Genomic DNA, 16,522 nt, shown 5'->3' on the forward strand with positions numbered 1-16,522 from the left:
AGTGCCATCTGCTCTTTTTAGAAATAAAAATTTCTCGAGCATCATAAATTATCAAAAATAGTAAAAGTATAATTTATTGATAACTTAGCTATGAAAAGATCGACGCAAAAGATAATGACTATCAATTTTTCAAAAAAATGGATTAAAATAACCATGCACATTTTGGTATGGGCTGTTTTAATTGCTTTGCCTTATATAATAAACGTCAACCGGAGCCGCCCACCACGCCCCTTATCTCCTGATGAGGAAGCTCAATTTTTAAGGTTAAACTTCACTAGTTATTTCTATTGGATTGCAATATTCTATTTAAATAGCCAAGTTCTTGTTCAAAAGTTCCTATACCCAAAAAAGTATTTACTTTATGCTGTATTCTTTCTGTTGAGTTTACTTGGAGTAATGGTTGTTCATGCAGTTTTATTTCAACTTTATCTTCCAAACTTTAATTTTAATTTAATCAGAACCATTTGGTTTAATTTACCAACTTTTCTACTTACAATGGCAGCCAGTACGGTTTTCAGAATGATTACTGATCGAATTAAAGAAGAAAAAAGAGCTTTACAACGTGAACAGGAAAACATGAAAACAGAACTTTCTTTTCTCCGTTCGCAAATTAGCCCGCATTTTATTTTTAATGTTTTGAATAACATCGTTGCTCTAGTTCGTCTAAAAAGCGATGAGTTGGAGCCCACAGTAATGAAATTATCGGGCTTAATGCAATATATGCTATATGAAACTGATGAAGAAAAAGTTTCCTTAAAAACAGAATCAGAATATTTAAATGGTTATATAGATTTACAAAAGCAACGTTTCGGTAAAAAAGCAGAAATTGAAACCAATATTAATCTGGAAAATGAATATGATGAAATTGAGCCTATGCTTTTAATTCCATTTGTAGAAAATGCTTTTAAACACGGGGTTGGCTTAATTGAAAATCCTAAAATAGTAATCAATCTTACGGCAGAAAATGGAACTTTAACCTTTAGCGTTAAAAATAAGTTTAATCCAAATGAGACAAACGAAGCAAAGGATAATTCATCAGGTATTGGATTGGCTAATGTAAAACGCCGATTAAATTTGCTTTATCAGAAAGAGCATTTGCTCAAAATTGATAAGAAAGATGATTGGTTTATAGTAAATTTATCACTAAAACTAAATATATGATTAACTGCCTGGCCATTGATGATGAACCCCTGGCTTTAAACCTTTTGGCTGATAATATTAGCAAAATACCATTTCTTAATTTGGTAGCCAGCTGCGATGATGCCTTTTCTGCTAATAAAATAATGCAGGAACAACCCATTGATTTAATTTTTATTGATATTCAAATGCCTGGCATAACTGGGTTGCAATTTATCCAAAGTCTGGTAAAAAAACCGATGATAATTTTGGTTACTGCATACAAACAATATGCATTAGATGGCTTTGCAATGGATGTTTTGGATTATTTAATGAAACCTGTTTCCATGGATCGCTTTATGAAAGCATGCAATAAGGCTAAAGATTTATATGAATTAAAGCAACCTACAGAGCATTTAGCCTCTGCGAAACAAGAATACATGTTTGTAAATGTTGGTTATAGCCTAATGAAAATTATCTTTAATGATATTACTTATATTGAAGGCTTAAAAGATTATGTTCAAATACACCTTTCCAATACTCCAAAAGCAGCAATTGTACGGGTAAGCATGAAGAATATGGAAGAACAACTTCCCAATTATTTCGAAAGAATCCATAAATCTTATATTATAAATATAAAACAGGTTACCTCCATTAGAAAAAATTCAGTTTTTATTCAGGATCGAGAATTATCCGTTAGTGATAGTTATAAATTTGTAATCGAAAAATTGCTTAAATAATCTCTTTTAGACCGTATCTTGTAGTCTGTTTTCCGAACGTATTATGCAATGAATTATATTTTAGCTGGCCTTATTCTCCTATCCTTCTTTTTTATATTCTCAATTATCGATCAAAAAAGAAGAAAGAGAAATATATTAGAAGATTTAAAAAGTAGCTGGGCCAAAGAAAGGGAAGAATCTATCAATTTTGATAAAGCCAGTTGGTATTCCATTTACTATCAGGAAGAAAAAAGTTTTCATACACTTTCTGATCAAACTATGGCTGATATAGATTTTGATCAGTTATTTGCTAAAATAGATCGAACAAATAGTAAAGTTGGGCAGCAATATTTATACAATAAACTTAAAAATCCAACGAATAATATCAATCAACTTCATGAATTAAATGAACAATCAAAGTTTTTTAGAGAAAATACTACTTTAAGGGAAAAGATCCAAGGTGAACTTATTAAATTAAATAGTAGCGAGGGTTATTCTATCGTGTTACTGTTTAATAATAAGTTAGTTGAAAAACCGACTTGGTTTAAATGGCTTGCGGTTGATTTATTTTTAATGGTCGCCTTAATTATTCTTTCCTTTAAATTCTCAATTTGCGCTTTATTCTTTCTTCTTTTAGTTACATTTAACGCCACTTTTTTAAATTACTGGAATAAAAAACATCTTCTGGTTTTTACAAAATCGTTGTCGCAGTTAAATATTCTTATCGATGTTTCTAAAAGAATTTCTAAAGAAAATATTCCTTTTGATGCTACAAAAATCAAAGAATCAATTCCTTTATTCAAGAAATTTCAGAAGAAGATTAGAATTTTATATCAGGATTTTAGCCAAAGTAATCAGGGCGATATAAGCCAAATTCCCCTCTATTTGTTTGAATTGATTAAGGCAGTTTTCTTGGTTGAACTTTTTACATTCTTTAAACTCATGAGTTTGCTTGAAAACAATCAGGAAAACATATTAAATTTATTTCAATACGTTGGAAGTGTAGATGTAGCTATTTCTGTGGCTTCACTTAGAGAGAATACTTCACTTATATGTGTGCCAGAATTTATTTCACCAGACAAAAAGATCGATATAAAAGAAATCAAACACCCATTAATTAAAGATTGCATTTCAAATGATGTTTATCTCGATCATAAAAGCATGCTGATAACAGGCTCTAACATGTCTGGGAAATCTACCTTTTTAAGAACACTGGCAATTAACTCTTTGTTAGCTCAAACAATTTTTACGTGTTATGCTACGGCTTACAAAGCTCCAATTATAAAATTACACACTTCAATAAGAATTGATGATAATCTTTTTGATGGTAAAAGTTACTTTTTAGAAGAGGTTGAGGTAATGCATACTATTGTAAATGAAGTAAATAAAGGCTATCAAAATCTATTTATATTAGATGAAGTTTTTAAGGGAACTAATACAACAGAGAGAATTGCAGCTGCCAAAGCCATTCTTTCTTATCTCAACAATAATTTAAATCTGGTTTTTGTTGCCACCCATGATATTGAGTTGGTAACAATGCTCGAACCAGAATACGACTTATATCATTTTACAGAAACGATAGAAGATAACGAACTTATTTTTGATCATAAGCTAAAATCTGGCCCTTTAAAAACTAAAAACGCAATCAAAATATTAGAAATATCTGGCTATCCAAAAGAGATTATTATCGAAGCATTACAGATTAGCAAAAGCCTAAGTAATTAATTAAACAGTTTTCACTTCGTCTTCACTATAATCTTTAATATCTGTAATATAGCCGTTTATCAATAAGAAATCAAATAAAGGTTTAGCTTCAGCAGTGATTGGCATATTTGCAGTAGTAATAACCTGATTGGTTTTTTTATCTAAAAATGGATAAGCAAAAAGCCTTACATTTTTACTAAACATATCATTAACATAGCTTAAAAGCTGACCAGAATAATTCTCGCCAAAATTGGTGGAGTTAAATACAAATTTTAAGTTGTTGATATTCGTTGCCAAACCTACACTTTTTGGTTTACAACGATCCAAGTACTTTGCAAGGCGATTATGTCTTGTAAAATTAGATACAATCACAATATTTCCTGTATCACACATATCCTGTGTTCTTTTTGCAACTGCCTCTAAATCTACATCATCCGGTGTTTCCTGGCCATCCGTTAAAACATTGGTAAGCAATACTTCAATCATTACAGCTAAGTTCCCTTCGGCAACGTTATTAGTACGTTTAAACTGCTCTGTAGCTTTATTGAATAAATTAAAGTTTGGATTAGATTTCTGACCATATTTGGTTCTCAAAATCATGATATCCTTTTTGTATAATAAATCTTTAGCTTGACGTGGATGTGCGTCTGCATCGAAAATTGCTGCTGCAGAAAAATCCTTCATAATCATATAAAGATTAAGTAGAATATTATTTACATCAGGAAATGCTGGTCCTTTAACAGAAATCAAATCTATTTCTACTGAACCGATCGTTAAGTTATCGGCCAGAGATTCGACCATTAATTTTGGATCCTGATAATTATAGAAAGCTGCGTAAAGTAAATTAACACCAATAATTCCTAAAACACGTTGTTGCATGTTTACATCGGTATCCAATAAGCGTACATGAAAAAAGATTTCATTTGGCAAGCCACCAGGCTCATTTTGAAATCGAATTCCCACCCAACCGTGTGGCTCATTGGTACGTTTATAATTTAGGGTAGTTACGGTATCTGCAAATGCGAAGAAAGTACGGCTTTCATATTTTTCACCTGATAAGCGTTCATTAAGCAGACCAAATTCATGATCCAGCATTTGTAAAAGTCGGTTCTGACTTACATAACGACCAGAAGCTTCAGCTCCGTAAATGGCGTCGCTAAAAGTCATATCATAGGCTGACATTGTTTTTGCCACCGTTCCGGATGCGGCTCCTGCATTAAAAAAATTTCTTGAAACTTCTTGTCCTGCGCCAATTTCTGCAAAAGTGCCATAAATAGCTGGGTCAAGGTTTATTTTTAATGCTTTGCGTTTAGTATCCAGAATTTCTCTTTCCATGGCGCAAAAGTACAAAAAAATGACGTTAGGATAAATCCAGATGCAATATAAAATCAATCTAAATACAACGGCAAATAAATCAAATTAAAAAAATAAGGATAACAACCATCCGGTGTTATCCTTATAAACCTAAACTTAAACTATTATGAAAAACTATTATGCTACTACAATTTCTTTGTGTTGTAATTTAGCCTCATCTTTTTTACCAATGTTGATATTTAAAATTCCGTCTTTATATTCAGCGGTAATTTTATCGCCATCAGCACTATCTGGTAAATTAAATGATCTTGCAAATGAACTGTAATCAAACTCTTTACGGGTAAAATCTTTAGCAATTTGGGTATCGTCTTTTTTCACTTCTGCCCAAACAGATAATGTATCTTTCTTTAAATTAATCTGAAAATCTTCTTTCTTTAAACCCGGTGCAGCCAACTCAATTACGTAAGCAGTTTCATTTTCGCTGATGTTCACATTTGGTGATTTATCAACCATTTTATTTTTTGTCATTGCATCGCTAAACAATGAATCAAAAACATTGTTAAAGTAAGGAGCTGTGTTGCGGGTTTTGTTGTTGAAATTTACTAGTGTCATATCTCTGATTTTTTATTTTTAAACTTATATATCATCCTATTCAACTTATATACCAATCCTAAATTTTATGATTTTTAAGACATTTTGGCAAAATAAAAATAAATCAAAAGACAAATTGTCAGAAATAAAGAGTTTTTCTGACTTTTATAACTATAAAACAAATATTTCATTGCGTTTTATAGATTTTGATATGATGGGCCACGTAAACAATTCTGTTTACTTTACCTATCTGGAAATTGCCAGAACTAAATATTGGGAAGAAATTATTAAATGGGATTGGAAGAAAACAGGAATTGTTATCGCCCATGCAGAACTTGACTATATTTTACCAATTTTAATGGGCGATAAAATAGCAGTTCATGTTAAAACATCCAGAATTGGTAATAGTAGTTTTGATTTGGATTACCAGATTGTAAAAGTAAGAGGTAATGAAGAAGTAATTTGCAGCAAGGGCAAAACTGTGTGTATAGCTGTAGATTATGCATCAGGAAAGCCAACTTCTATACCTGATGCAGAAAAGCAGAAAATGTTAAATTTTGAACAGTTAAATCAATAAGATTTAAGCCAATTTTTAACGGCCGCTAAAAATTCTTGTTGTTGATCCACAAAAAGGTAATGTGAACAATTATCTAAATGTACAAAATTGCTTTTCCCGGTAATGCGTTTCATGTCTTCAATCTGTTTGTCAGAAAAAATTCCATCCTGCTTACCATAAATTGCATAAAGATGGATTTTCTTATTTTTTATTTTCTCAAGAATGGGCTTGGTATCTATATTTTTAAGCGGCTCATTTTTATAAAAACTTATAGGCGCATTTTGATTTCTAATATTGGTTTTATAAAAAATACTAGTTTCGTAGCGCTTATTTAAGTTATTGGCTTCATCGCTTGGGTGCTGAACTTTAAAGTAACCATTTTTTCCAGCCAAGTCAAAGCAGCCTTTTCTATATTCGGCAGAATTTTTATCTAAAGCTGTAACATAAGCTACTCTTTTTAGCATTGTGGTATCTTTTTCTAAGATATATGTTTTTTTAACCGATGCTAGAATATGGTTATATGTTTCCTGCTGAGAGAATAAAGCACCAGCAAGGATTAATGTATTCACTTTTTCTGGATATTTAACAGAAAACAGCGTACCTACCAACCCGCCGAAGCTGTGTGCAATAATATTAGCAGATTTTAGGTGATACTTTTCGTAAATAACATTTAAATCATTAAAAGCTTCTTGATAAGTAAATTTTGCATCAGGATCAGCAGATCGACCTTCACCTCTTCTATCGTAAACAATTACATAAAAGCCTTTATCAGCCAAATTTTGCGCCGTGGTACCTTCAAAAAGTGTTGCGTTACCGCTTGGTCCACCATGAATAAATATAATAGCTTTATTATTTGGATTGCCATATGCATGGCTATAAATTGTTTGCGCTTTCGCAAGAAATACGCTTAAAATAGTATAAAGTAAAACTAGAGTGCGCTTCATTAATGCATTAAAAATCTTATTGATATAACTAATTTATTTTAAATCAGGAATCATCTTTCCTGGGTTTAAAATACCTTTTGGATCAAAAACCTGTTTAATTCCCCGCATTAGGTTTAAATGAATCTCAGAATATTTAATGGGCATATAATCTTTTTGAACCAATCCAATTCCATGCTCACCAGAAAGTGTACCTCCTAAATCTCTGGTTAACTCAAAAATTTCAGTAATACCAAATTTTAATTTACTCTTCCAATCTTCATCACTCATTCCGGCTTTAATAATGTTTACGTGTAGGTTCCCATCGCCAGCATGCCCATAACAAACACTTTCAAAACCATATTTTGCACCAATTTCTTTAATTCCATTAATCAGCTTTGGTAATGCAGCTCTAGGCACAACGGTATCTTCTTCTTTATAAACAGAATTAGATTTTACAGATTCAGCCATTGTTCTGCGCATTCTCCATAATTCTTCTTTTTGAGCTGCAGAATCAGCAAAAAGAACTTCAGTACATTTATGTTCTTCTAAAACCACGTTGGCCTTTTCGCAGTTTTTAAAAATATCATCTAAGTCATCACCATCAAATTCGATCATTAATAAAGCCTTAACGTCATCTTTGAGGTCAAATTTAATATCATCATATTTAATTACCCACTCCACTCCCTTTCGTTCCATAAATTCTAAAGCCGATGGCGTTACACCAGCTCTAAATATTGCAGAAACAGCTTCACAAGCTTCCTCATTGGTGCTAAAAGAGCCCATCATTAAAACAGAATTTTGTGGTTTAGGCAAAAGCTTGGTTACAATTTTAGTTACTACAGCCAATGTACCTTCAGAACCTATCATTAACTGGGTTAAATTATAACCCGAAGCATATTTTAAGGTATTTGCCCCTGTCCAAATTACATCACCATTTGGTAAAACTACTTCCAGATTTAAAATATATTCTCTAATAGTACCATATTTTACTACTCTTGGTCCACCAGAACCATGCGCTACATTACCGCCGATAAAGCAAGAACCCTTACTGCTTGGATCAACAGGGTACAAAAGTCCTTTTTCGGCAACTGCATTTATAAATTCTTCGGTAATTACCCCAGGCTCAACCGTTGCTTGTAAGTTTTCGGTATCTATATCAATAATTGCTTTAAATTTTTCCATTGATAAAGAAACCCCACCATAAATTGGTAAAGCAGCGCCACTTAACCCGGTTCCGCCCCCTCTTGGGGTTACAGGAATACCATAACCATTGCAAAGTTTAAGTAAAGCAGAAACCTCTTCGGTGGTTTTTGGTTTTACAACAACTTCGGGTTGATAACGCAAATCTTCTGTTTCATCATGACTGTAATTATCCAAACTTTCAGCATCTGTAAAAACTGAGTTTTCGCTTAAAATGCTTTTTATTTCTTCTAAAATTTGAGGATTTAATTTGGTAAAGTTCATGCTATATTTATGGTGTATAAGTTAGTTTTACAAAAGAATGGCCAATTTGTCCGGGCATTGGAGGATTTAATTTTTTGATGCTCACATTTACCACTTCAACAAAAGGATACAATTCTACAACTTTCGAAATCATATTGTGTAAAACTGTTTCTAAAAGTTTCTGTGTATTTTTCATTTCAGATAAAATAATTGCATTTAAATCTTCATAATTTACCGTTTGGTTCAACTCATCATCAAAGCCCAAAGGGGAAAATTCTGTTTCTAAATCTACAATAAAATGATTACCAGTTAATTGTTCTTCGGGATAAAAACCATGCAAAGCGAAACACTTTACATCTTTTAAGGCAACAGTTTGTTTTAAATTACTCATTATGTTCGTTCGTTGAGCAAAATTAAATTTTTATTCATGAATATAATGCCCCTTGCTGTAAATTGTTACCTTTGAAATGAACACAATCTCTTAACCAGATAATTTCATTTTATATGAGCAAATCAGCAAAAAAAGACCTTTACGAAGCTCCGGATTATTATTTACTAGATGAACTTTTAACAGATGAACACAAGCTAATTCGTTCTACAGCAAGAGAATGGGTTAAAAAAGAAGTAAGTCCAATAATTGAAGATTACGCTCAAAGAGCAGAGTTTCCGAAACATTTAATTAAAGGTTTAGCAGATATTGGCGCCTTTGGTCCTACTATTCCAATTGAATATGGTGGCGCAGGTTTAGATTATACAGCATACGGAATTTTAATGCAGGAAATTGAGCGTGGCGATTCTGGAATCCGTTCTACGGCATCCGTTCAAGGTTCTTTAGTAATGTATCCAATTTATGCATACGGCACAGAGGAACAGCGCAAAAAATATTTACCAAAATTAGCCAGTGGCGAAATGATGGGCTGTTTCGGTTTAACAGAACCAGATCATGGATCAAATCCAGGTGGTATGGTAACTAATATAAAAGATGCAGGTTCTCATTACGTTTTAAATGGTGCTAAAATGTGGATCAGCAATGCTCCATTTGCTGATATTGCCGTAGTTTGGGCTAAAGATGAAGCTGGTAAAATTAGAGGAATGGTTGTTGAACGTGGTATGGAGGGTTTTTCTACTCCAGAAACCCACAATAAATGGAGCTTGAGAGCTTCTGCTACTGGAGAGCTCGTTTTTGATCATGTTAAAGTTCCTAAAGAAAATGTTTTCCCTGAAATTAGTGGACTAAAAGGCCCATTGGGTTGTTTAAACCAAGCCCGTTATGGTATTGCATGGGGTGCTTTAGGTGCAGCTATGGATTGCTATGATACAGCACTTAGATATTCGAAAGAAAGGGTTCAATTTGGTAAACCTATTGGTGGTTTCCAACTGCAGCAGAAAAAACTAGCCGAAATGGTTACCGAAATTACTAAAGGACAGTTATTGGTTTGGCGCTTAGGGGTATTGAAAAGTGAGAATAGAGCTACCGCTGAACAAATTTCTATGGCTAAAAGAAATAGTGTAGAAATTGCATTGGATATTGCCAGAAATGCACGCCAAATATTGGGCGGGATGGGAATAACTGGCGAATATTCAATTATGCGACACATGATGAATTTGGAATCTGTAGTAACATATGAGGGTACACACGATATCCATTTATTAATTACTGGAATGGATGTTACAGGCCTAAATGCTTTTAAGTAAGTAGAAATGGATGAGGTGAATGGAAAAATATACTTTTGATTTAATATTTTATTCTGTTTTACCTCCTATCCTGTACCTTTACAGTTTTACATTTTACATGATTATGGATTACAAAAAATATATTTATTTACCAGCAACACCTGAAGAAGTTTATCTGGCATTAACAAAAGACATCAGTATAAAACTTTGGACTGGTGCAGAAGTAGAATTTGAAGAAAAACAAGACACAGAGTTTTCTTTATGGGATGGTGATATTGTTGGAAAGAATTTAGAATTTGAAACCAATAAAAAAATTGTTCAACAGTGGTATTTTGGTGAAGATAACGAGCCTTCTATTGTAACTATAAAACTCCATGAAGATAAACCCGGAACATCCTTGGAGTTCAGACAAACCAATATACCTGAAGAAGATTTTAAAGACTTTACCGAAGGTGTTGAAGATAATTATCTGGGTGGTTTGTTAGATTTTTTTGAAGAATAACAGTCGTAACCTAAACAAAAAAATGAAAATTAAAATTATCGCTCTCTCTTCAATTTTACTATCTGGTTTGCTTTTAAGTTCTTGCAGAACTTACCTTACACCGGCAATTTTGGGCAGCAATATGGTATACATGCCACGCCCAATGGCTTCAGATAGCATTAAAAAATCTTTAAACGTTTCTGGCTCTTATGCCGCTTCCATTTCTCCTGGTAAAATTATTGGTTTTCAAATGGGCATGCTAAATGTAAGTAGAAGTCATACTTTTAAATCCTTTAATCTTTCTTACGGACTTTTTGGTTATTTAGGCGAAGCCACATTTAACTCCAATTTAAGTGCAGAAAGCTACCCACAAGGTGCTGGTGTACTTTCATCATTTAATAAAACCATTAGTGGTATTGGATTAAGAACTACAGCGGGCTTTCATTTAACCTCAAGTAATGGTAAAACCGATTTTAGAATTATCAATTGGGAAAACTCCATAAGTACCGAAAGTGGTGCTTATGCAGATTTTAGGCAGCAAATATATAATAACAATGTTTATAGAAGAACTTATGCTTCCAATAAAAATACGTTATGGACAACCGGTTTTTCAACAGAAATTATCTCTGCACTTAGAGAGAATAATGAAGTTAAACTTGGTGTCAAGTTATTTATTGGTGCTACACCAGGGCTTTTAAAAAGTTTTAATTTTAATTCTGCCTACCCTAGTGAAAATGATATTACCAATTCAACATCTTGGGCTTTTAGCAGTTTTTTTTCTGTTAAAAAGTTTTCATTTACTTATGAAATCGCTAATAATGTTAACTTTTCAAATAGACTATCATTAGGTTATAGCTTTTAAAAAAAACTTAATGGAAGCTTACTTGTTGTGATTTTAACTAATATTTAAAATCATGAACAAGACACTAGGCGTTGTTTTAATATTTCTGGGGATTATAATGCTGGTTTGGACAGGTTTTTCTTACACCAGAAAAGAAAAAGTTGTTGATGCAGGTCCTATTCAAATATCCGCAGACAAGCAAAAAAATGTAAACTGGCCTCCTTACGTTGGAGGAATAATTTTAGTTGCCGGCGTTTTTATATTTGTCGCCTCTAAAAGGAAGTAAAAAAATATTATTTTAAATTTATGAAGAATCTGCATTACACTCATATGCAGATCCTTCACAAATAAAAGAATTCTATATCTCGCTGCTATAAACTGATCTTATAGCATCTCTTAGATTATATTTTGAAGCCATAACTTCACCATAAGCGCCAGCACTACGAATAGCAAAAATATCACCCCTAAAAGATTCGGGCTGCTCTACTTCTTTGCCGAAGCAATCTGTACTTTCGCAAATGGGACCGACAATATCGTATTTAATGATTTCAGCATTATGACTAACGTTTTTAGATTGAGTTAAATTCTCAATTTTATGATATGCCTGATATAAAGCTGGTCGCATCAACTCAGTCATACCGGCATCTAGTACAACGAAATTCTTTTTCTTACCATTTTTAATGTACAACGCCCTCGTAATAAGCGAAGCGGATTGACCAACTAAAGCTCTTCCTAACTCAAAATGAACCTCCTGACCAGGTTTAACTTCTAAAAATTCATTAAAGATTTTAAAGTAATTAGCAAAATCAGGAATTTGATTATCAGGCTCATAGTAATTAATCCCTAAGCCACCACCAACGTTTAACACTTTTAAGGTAAAGCCTTTATCTTCAAACCATTTTGCAAATTCATTTACACGAACGCAAAGGTTTTTATAAACGTCGAGATTTGTTATTTGTGATCCAATATGAAAATGTATACCAATAAATTTAAGGTTTGCTGATGCTTTTAAAGTATCAGCGCATTCCGGTAAATCCCATGAGTTGATTCCAAATTTATTTTCATCCAAACCCGTTGTAATATTATGGTGCGTATGTGCATCAACATTTGGATTAATGCGGATGGCTACCTGTGCGATTTTACCTTTTTTAGCTGCCAGTTCATTTAAAACTTCAAGCTCCTGAATAGATTCTACATTAAAGCAAAAAATATCAAGGTCTAAAGCTTCGTTAATTTCCTTATCAGATTTACCTACACCTGCAAAAACTATCTTTTGATGATCGAAACCAATTTCTACGGCTTTCCTAACCTCTCCAGCACTCACACAATCTGCACCGAAACCAATTTGTTTAATCTGCTCAAGTAAAACCTGGTTAAAATTTGCTTTTAGTGCATAGTGGATATGAAATTTATAGGCAGCAGCGGCATCGGCACAAGTACGCAATGTTTGCTGCAATAAATTTGTATCGTAGTAGTAAAAAGGTGTTTCTATATTGTTAAACTTTGATATATCTTTATCGGCGAACATGTTCAAATTCCTTATTATAATTTTAATTATTTTCTTTGCGCTAATTTATTGGGGTAACTACCTCGATTACAAGCATGCAAGAATTACCCGAAAACAATATGACGGTAAAATCAGATTTTTTATCCTCTTACTTTTTATTGTTTTATTTCTATTATTTCTCAGAAGATTATGATTTAATCTTTAAAACTAATTCACCTTCTTTTTAAAACAACATTATGAAAATTGTAGCTGCCATATTTATTGCTCTTATTATTACCCTTGGATTATTAAATTCTTATCGCAGGTATAAAAAACAAATGTTGCCGATAAATTTTTTAGCGATTCATATATTTATCGGCATTATAGTGCTTACGGCCTGTTTCTTTTTATTATTCGAATAAACGATTGTGTAAGCTTCTTAACGCTTCCGTTTTATATTCGCTTAATATCAATAAAGAAACGTTATAATTACTTCCACCGTAAGAAATCATACGAATTGGGATGTGTTTTAATCCTTCTAAAACTCTGCTGGCAAAACCATGTTTTTCTGAACCGAAATCGCCAACTACACAAACAATGCTGTGATCCGTATCAACCTCAACCGTTCCAAAGCTTTCCAATTCCTCAATAATCTTTGGTAAATGGGCCGTTTCATCAATCGTTAATGATACTGCAACTTCTGAAGTTGTAATCATATCAATTGGTGTTTTATAACGTTCGAATACTTCAAATACTTTACGTAAAAATCCGTAAGCCAACAACATACGACTAGATTGAATACGGATTGCCGTAATGCCATCTTTAGCTGCTATTGATTTAATTTTACCTTTTTCACTGTCGTGCGTTATTAATGTGCCGGCAGCCTGCGGCTCCATAGTGTTTAATAAACGAACAGGAATTTTATATTTCTGAGCAGGGAAAACCGATTGTGGGTGAAGGATTTTTGCTCCAAAATAAGCCAACTCTGCTGCTTCATCAAAAGATAATTGAGCAATTGGTTTAGTGCCTTTAACAATGCGTGGGTCGTTATTGTGCATTCCATCAATATCAGTCCAAATTTGAACTTCCTCTGCTAAAATAGCGGCGCCTAATAACGAAGCGGTATAATCACTACCACCACGGCGTAAATTATCTACCTCGCCAAAGCTATTACGACAAATATATCCTTGGGTAATAAAAAGTTTATTATCCTTATGTTGTTCTAATAATGGAGTTAAATGTTTTGTTGTAAAAGGAATATCAGGCTCGCTATCCTCATCAGTTTTCATAAAATCCAGGGCAGGCAACAATACCGAAGGTACGCCAATAGACTTTAAGTAAATGTGATATAAAGTTGTAGATAACAATTCGCCTTGTGCCAAAACTACCTTTTCTTCAATTGCAGTAAAAATATCGTTGGCTAAACCTGCTAAAAAGTTAAAATGATAATCAATAACTTCATTTCCTTGCTCCTGAAATTCAACAACTGGTAAAAGTTCAATTACAAAGGCTTTATATTTTTGATAAAGGTTTTCTACGCACTCGCTTCCCTTCTTCTTATCTCCAGCTAAAAAATTACTTGCAATTTCTACTAAACTATTTGTAGTTCCGGCAACAGCCGATAAAACCACAATTTGCTCTTCATTTGGATTGATTATATCCAACAACTTCGTCATGCGCTCGGGACTACCTACAGAAGTACCCCCAAATTTTAATATTTTCATTTTTATACTGGAATATGTAATTTTCTTTATTATTGTATCGGGGCGTGAAATTAAACAAAAGGAGCTTAAAATCAACATCCTCAACAAAATAAAATTTGGAATAGAATAAAATAATTTGAATTCTACCAAACATCCCCCGTTTAAAATTGTTCAAAACCAGATATTAAATTAAAAATAAGCTCAATGCAAGCAATTGATCAAGCAACACAAAACACTATTAACAAGTGGTTAAGTGGTAATTACGATGAAAATACCAAGGCCGAGATTCAGGCTCTTGTTGATAAAAATTTAAATACAGAACTTACTGATGCATTTTATAAAAGTTTAGAATTTGGAACAGGTGGCTTACGTGGTATCATGGGGGCAGGTTCTAACCGGATAAATAAATATACTATTGGTACGGCAACTCAGGGGTTAGCCAATTATTTAAACAATAAATACCCTGGAGAAAAAATTAAGGTTGCAATTGCTCATGATAGCAGAAATAACTCTGATTATTTCGCTAAAATTACAGCTGATGTTTTTTCTGCAAATGGAATACATGTTTATTTCTTTTCGGCATTAAGACCAACACCTGAACTTTCTTTTGCTGTGCGCCATTTCGGTTGCAAAAGTGGCGTAATGCTAACGGCTTCACATAACCCTAAAGAATATAATGGTTATAAGGCATACGGTGCCGATGGTGGTCAGTTTACTTCTCCTGATGATAAATTAGTTATTGATGAAGTAAATAAAATCTCTAGCATTGATGAGGTAAAATTTGATCGTATTGAAGCCAATATTGAATTAATTGATGAAGATGTAGATAAACTTTACCTGGATGGTATTACAGCGCTATCTATTTCGCCGGATGCAATTAAAAGACAGCACGATTTAAAAATTGTTTACTCTCCTATTCATGGTACTGGAATTACATTAGTGCCAAAAGCTTTAGCTCAATTTGGCTTTACCAATGTAACCTTGGTTGAAGAGCAAAGCACGCCTGATGGAAATTTTCCTACGGTTGTGTACCCTAATCCTGAAGAAAAAGAGGCATTAACACTTGCACTTAAAAAAGCTAAAGAAATAGATGCAGATTTAGTTTTAGCAACCGACCCTGATGCTGATCGTGTTGGTATTGCAGTTAAGGATAATAAAGGCGAATGGTTATTGTTAAATGGCAACCAAACCGGAAGCTTATTAATTAACTATTTATTAAGTGCCTGGGAAGAAAAAGGTAAATTGGATGGAAACCAGTTTATTGTGAAAACCATTGTTACTTCAAACCTGATTGAAGAAATAGCCAAAAAGAAAAATGTTACTTTCTATAATACTTTAACAGGCTTTAAATGGATTGGGCAGGTTATGACAGAGTTGGAAGGTAAAAAATATTTTATTGGTGGTGGCGAAGAGAGTTATGGCTATTTAATTGGAGATTTAGTACGTGATAAAGATGCAGTTGTTTCTGCTGCGTTTATTGCAGAAATGACCGCCTACTATAAAGATAAAGGCAATAGTTTGTATGATGCATTGCTTGATACTTATGTAGAATATGGCTTATATAAAGAAGATTTAGTTTCTATTACCAAAAAAGGTAAAACCGGTGCTGAAGAAATTAAAGCCATGATGGAAAAATTTAGAAACAATCCACCTGCTACATTAGGCGGCTCAAAAGTGGCTTTATTAAAAGATTATGAATTGGGTAACGAAACTGATTTAGCTACCGGAAAAGTGAGCAAACTGACTTTGCCAAAATCAGATGTATTGCAATTTATTACAGAAGATGGAAGCATTGTTTCTGCCCGCCCTAGTGGTACAGAACCTAAAATTAAGTTTTATTGCAGTGTTAATGCACCTTTAGCAAGCCGAGCAGATTTTGATGCGGTTAATGATAAACTGGCTGAGAAAATTAAAGCTGTAATGACTGACTTACAGGCATAAATGTATCCATTTTTACTATCCTCCTAGTCT

General features: G+C 33.2%; 16 protein-coding genes. 9 read left to right on the forward strand and 7 right to left on the reverse strand.

Annotated elements, in window-relative coordinates; translation table 11 throughout:
- Positions 1 to 90 precede the first annotated feature (90 nt).
- From EHC72_RS07780 to EHC72_RS07790, 3 genes are read left to right on the forward strand one after another with little or no spacing between them, the layout of a single operon-like run.
- On the forward strand, positions 91 to 1,161 hold the full coding sequence (locus tag EHC72_RS07780) for a sensor histidine kinase (protein WP_131537119.1): 1,071 nt from the start codon (positions 91 to 93) through the stop codon (positions 1,159 to 1,161).
- Positions 1,158 to 1,856, forward strand: coding sequence for a LytR/AlgR family response regulator transcription factor (locus tag EHC72_RS07785; RefSeq protein WP_131537120.1), 699 nt, complete (start codon positions 1,158 to 1,160; stop codon positions 1,854 to 1,856). The genes EHC72_RS07780 and EHC72_RS07785 overlap by 4 nt, the downstream gene beginning before the upstream one ends.
- Positions 1,857 to 1,904: 48 nt before the next feature.
- Positions 1,905 to 3,560, forward strand: coding sequence for a MutS-related protein (locus EHC72_RS07790; RefSeq protein WP_131537121.1), 1,656 nt, complete (start codon positions 1,905 to 1,907; stop codon positions 3,558 to 3,560).
- On the opposite strand, the gene EHC72_RS07795 is transcribed toward EHC72_RS07790, so the two are convergent.
- Positions 3,561 to 4,874: a nicotinamide mononucleotide adenylyltransferase gene (locus tag EHC72_RS07795; RefSeq protein WP_131537122.1), complete on the reverse strand. Its 1,314-nt coding sequence runs from the start codon at positions 4,872 to 4,874 to the stop codon at positions 3,561 to 3,563.
- Positions 4,875 to 5,030: 156 nt separating this feature from the next.
- Positions 5,031 to 5,465: an Hsp20/alpha crystallin family protein gene (locus EHC72_RS07800; RefSeq protein WP_131537123.1), complete on the reverse strand. Its 435-nt coding sequence runs from the start codon at positions 5,463 to 5,465 to the stop codon at positions 5,031 to 5,033.
- A gap of 67 nt (positions 5,466 to 5,532) precedes the next feature.
- Here EHC72_RS07800 and EHC72_RS07805 point away from each other — a divergent pair, with 67 nt between their 5' ends.
- Positions 5,533 to 6,021, forward strand: coding sequence for an acyl-CoA thioesterase (locus EHC72_RS07805; RefSeq protein WP_131537124.1), 489 nt, complete (start codon positions 5,533 to 5,535; stop codon positions 6,019 to 6,021).
- Here the strand turns inward: EHC72_RS07805 and EHC72_RS07810 are convergent.
- The 3 genes from EHC72_RS07810 to EHC72_RS07820 are packed head-to-tail and all read right to left on the reverse strand — an operon-like array spanning position 6,015 to position 8,757.
- Positions 6,015 to 6,944, reverse strand: a complete 930-nt coding sequence (locus EHC72_RS07810) for an alpha/beta fold hydrolase (protein WP_131537125.1) — start codon at positions 6,942 to 6,944, stop codon at positions 6,015 to 6,017. The genes EHC72_RS07805 and EHC72_RS07810 overlap by 7 nt on opposite strands.
- A 33-nt stretch (positions 6,945 to 6,977) precedes the next feature.
- Entirely contained in the window at positions 6,978 to 8,387 is a 1,410-nt protein-coding gene (locus EHC72_RS07815) for an FAD-binding oxidoreductase (RefSeq protein ID WP_131537126.1), read from the reverse strand.
- Positions 8,388 to 8,394: 7 nt separating this feature from the next.
- A complete protein-coding gene (locus tag EHC72_RS07820; protein WP_131537127.1) occupies positions 8,395 to 8,757 on the reverse strand; it encodes a dihydroneopterin aldolase in 363 nt (120 codons plus the stop codon).
- A 113-nt stretch (positions 8,758 to 8,870) separates the two neighbouring features.
- Between EHC72_RS07820 and EHC72_RS07825 the strand changes: the two genes are divergently transcribed.
- From EHC72_RS07825 to EHC72_RS07840, 4 genes are all read left to right on the forward strand, one after another.
- Positions 8,871 to 10,061 carry an acyl-CoA dehydrogenase family protein gene (locus EHC72_RS07825; RefSeq protein ID WP_131537128.1) on the forward strand — a complete coding sequence of 397 codons (1,191 nt, stop codon included), beginning with the start codon at positions 8,871 to 8,873 and terminating at the stop codon, positions 10,059 to 10,061.
- A gap of 100 nt (positions 10,062 to 10,161) precedes the next feature.
- On the forward strand, positions 10,162 to 10,542 hold the full coding sequence (locus tag EHC72_RS07830; protein WP_131537257.1) for an SRPBCC domain-containing protein: 381 nt from the start codon (positions 10,162 to 10,164) through the stop codon (positions 10,540 to 10,542).
- 22 nt (positions 10,543 to 10,564) lie between these two features.
- Positions 10,565 to 11,383, forward strand: coding sequence for a hypothetical protein (locus EHC72_RS07835; RefSeq protein WP_131537129.1), 819 nt, complete (start codon positions 10,565 to 10,567; stop codon positions 11,381 to 11,383).
- A 52-nt stretch (positions 11,384 to 11,435) separates the two neighbouring features.
- A complete protein-coding gene (locus EHC72_RS07840; RefSeq protein ID WP_131537130.1) occupies positions 11,436 to 11,648 on the forward strand; it encodes a YidH family protein in 213 nt (70 codons plus the stop codon).
- A gap of 72 nt (positions 11,649 to 11,720) precedes the next feature.
- On the opposite strand, the gene lysA is transcribed toward EHC72_RS07840, so the two are convergent.
- Both lysA and EHC72_RS07850 read right to left on the reverse strand, forming a co-directional pair.
- Positions 11,721 to 12,890, reverse strand: coding sequence for a diaminopimelate decarboxylase (gene lysA / locus EHC72_RS07845; RefSeq protein ID WP_131537131.1), 1,170 nt, complete (start codon positions 12,888 to 12,890; stop codon positions 11,721 to 11,723).
- 368 nt (positions 12,891 to 13,258) lie between these two features.
- Entirely contained in the window at positions 13,259 to 14,572 is a 1,314-nt protein-coding gene (locus EHC72_RS07850; protein WP_131537132.1) for an aspartate kinase, read from the reverse strand.
- A gap of 183 nt (positions 14,573 to 14,755) precedes the next feature.
- On the opposite strand from EHC72_RS07850, the gene EHC72_RS07855 reads away from it, so the two are divergent.
- The gene (locus EHC72_RS07855; protein ID WP_131537133.1) at positions 14,756 to 16,492 is read left to right on the forward strand and encodes a phospho-sugar mutase; all 1,737 of its coding nucleotides are present in this window, start codon (positions 14,756 to 14,758) and stop codon (positions 16,490 to 16,492) included.
- Positions 16,493 to 16,522 lie beyond the last annotated feature (30 nt).

The sequence above is a fragment of the Pedobacter nototheniae genome (genome assembly GCF_004335085.1).
Classification (GTDB): Bacteria; Bacteroidota; Bacteroidia; order Sphingobacteriales; family Sphingobacteriaceae; genus Pedobacter; species Pedobacter nototheniae.

Bases quoted from the DNA above. Each gene is read 5' to 3' on its own strand.
- EHC72_RS07855 (WP_131537133.1), top strand. From the start codon at position 14,756: ATGCAAGCAATTGATCAAGCAACACAAAACACTATTAACAAGTGGTTA.
- EHC72_RS07820 (WP_131537127.1), bottom strand. From the start codon at position 8,757: ATGAGTAATTTAAAACAAACTGTTGCCTTAAAAGATGTAAAGTGTTTC.
- EHC72_RS07800 (WP_131537123.1), bottom strand. From the start codon at position 5,465: ATGACACTAGTAAATTTCAACAACAAAACCCGCAACACAGCTCCTTAC.
- EHC72_RS07780 (WP_131537119.1), top strand. From the start codon at position 91: ATGAAAAGATCGACGCAAAAGATAATGACTATCAATTTTTCAAAAAAA.
- EHC72_RS07795 (WP_131537122.1), bottom strand. From the start codon at position 4,874: ATGGAAAGAGAAATTCTGGATACTAAACGCAAAGCATTAAAAATAAAC.
- EHC72_RS07850 (WP_131537132.1), bottom strand. From the start codon at position 14,572: ATGAAAATATTAAAATTTGGGGGTACTTCTGTAGGTAGTCCCGAGCGC.
- lysA (WP_131537131.1), bottom strand. From the start codon at position 12,890: ATGTTCGCCGATAAAGATATATCAAAGTTTAACAATATAGAAACACCT.
- EHC72_RS07810 (WP_131537125.1), bottom strand. From the start codon at position 6,944: ATGAAGCGCACTCTAGTTTTACTTTATACTATTTTAAGCGTATTTCTT.
- EHC72_RS07840 (WP_131537130.1), top strand. From the start codon at position 11,436: ATGAACAAGACACTAGGCGTTGTTTTAATATTTCTGGGGATTATAATG.
- EHC72_RS07825 (WP_131537128.1), top strand. From the start codon at position 8,871: ATGAGCAAATCAGCAAAAAAAGACCTTTACGAAGCTCCGGATTATTAT.
- EHC72_RS07805 (WP_131537124.1), top strand. From the start codon at position 5,533: ATGATTTTTAAGACATTTTGGCAAAATAAAAATAAATCAAAAGACAAA.
- EHC72_RS07785 (WP_131537120.1), top strand. From the start codon at position 1,158: ATGATTAACTGCCTGGCCATTGATGATGAACCCCTGGCTTTAAACCTT.
- EHC72_RS07835 (WP_131537129.1), top strand. From the start codon at position 10,565: ATGAAAATTAAAATTATCGCTCTCTCTTCAATTTTACTATCTGGTTTG.
- EHC72_RS07790 (WP_131537121.1), top strand. From the start codon at position 1,905: ATGAATTATATTTTAGCTGGCCTTATTCTCCTATCCTTCTTTTTTATA.
- EHC72_RS07815 (WP_131537126.1), bottom strand. From the start codon at position 8,387: ATGAACTTTACCAAATTAAATCCTCAAATTTTAGAAGAAATAAAAAGC.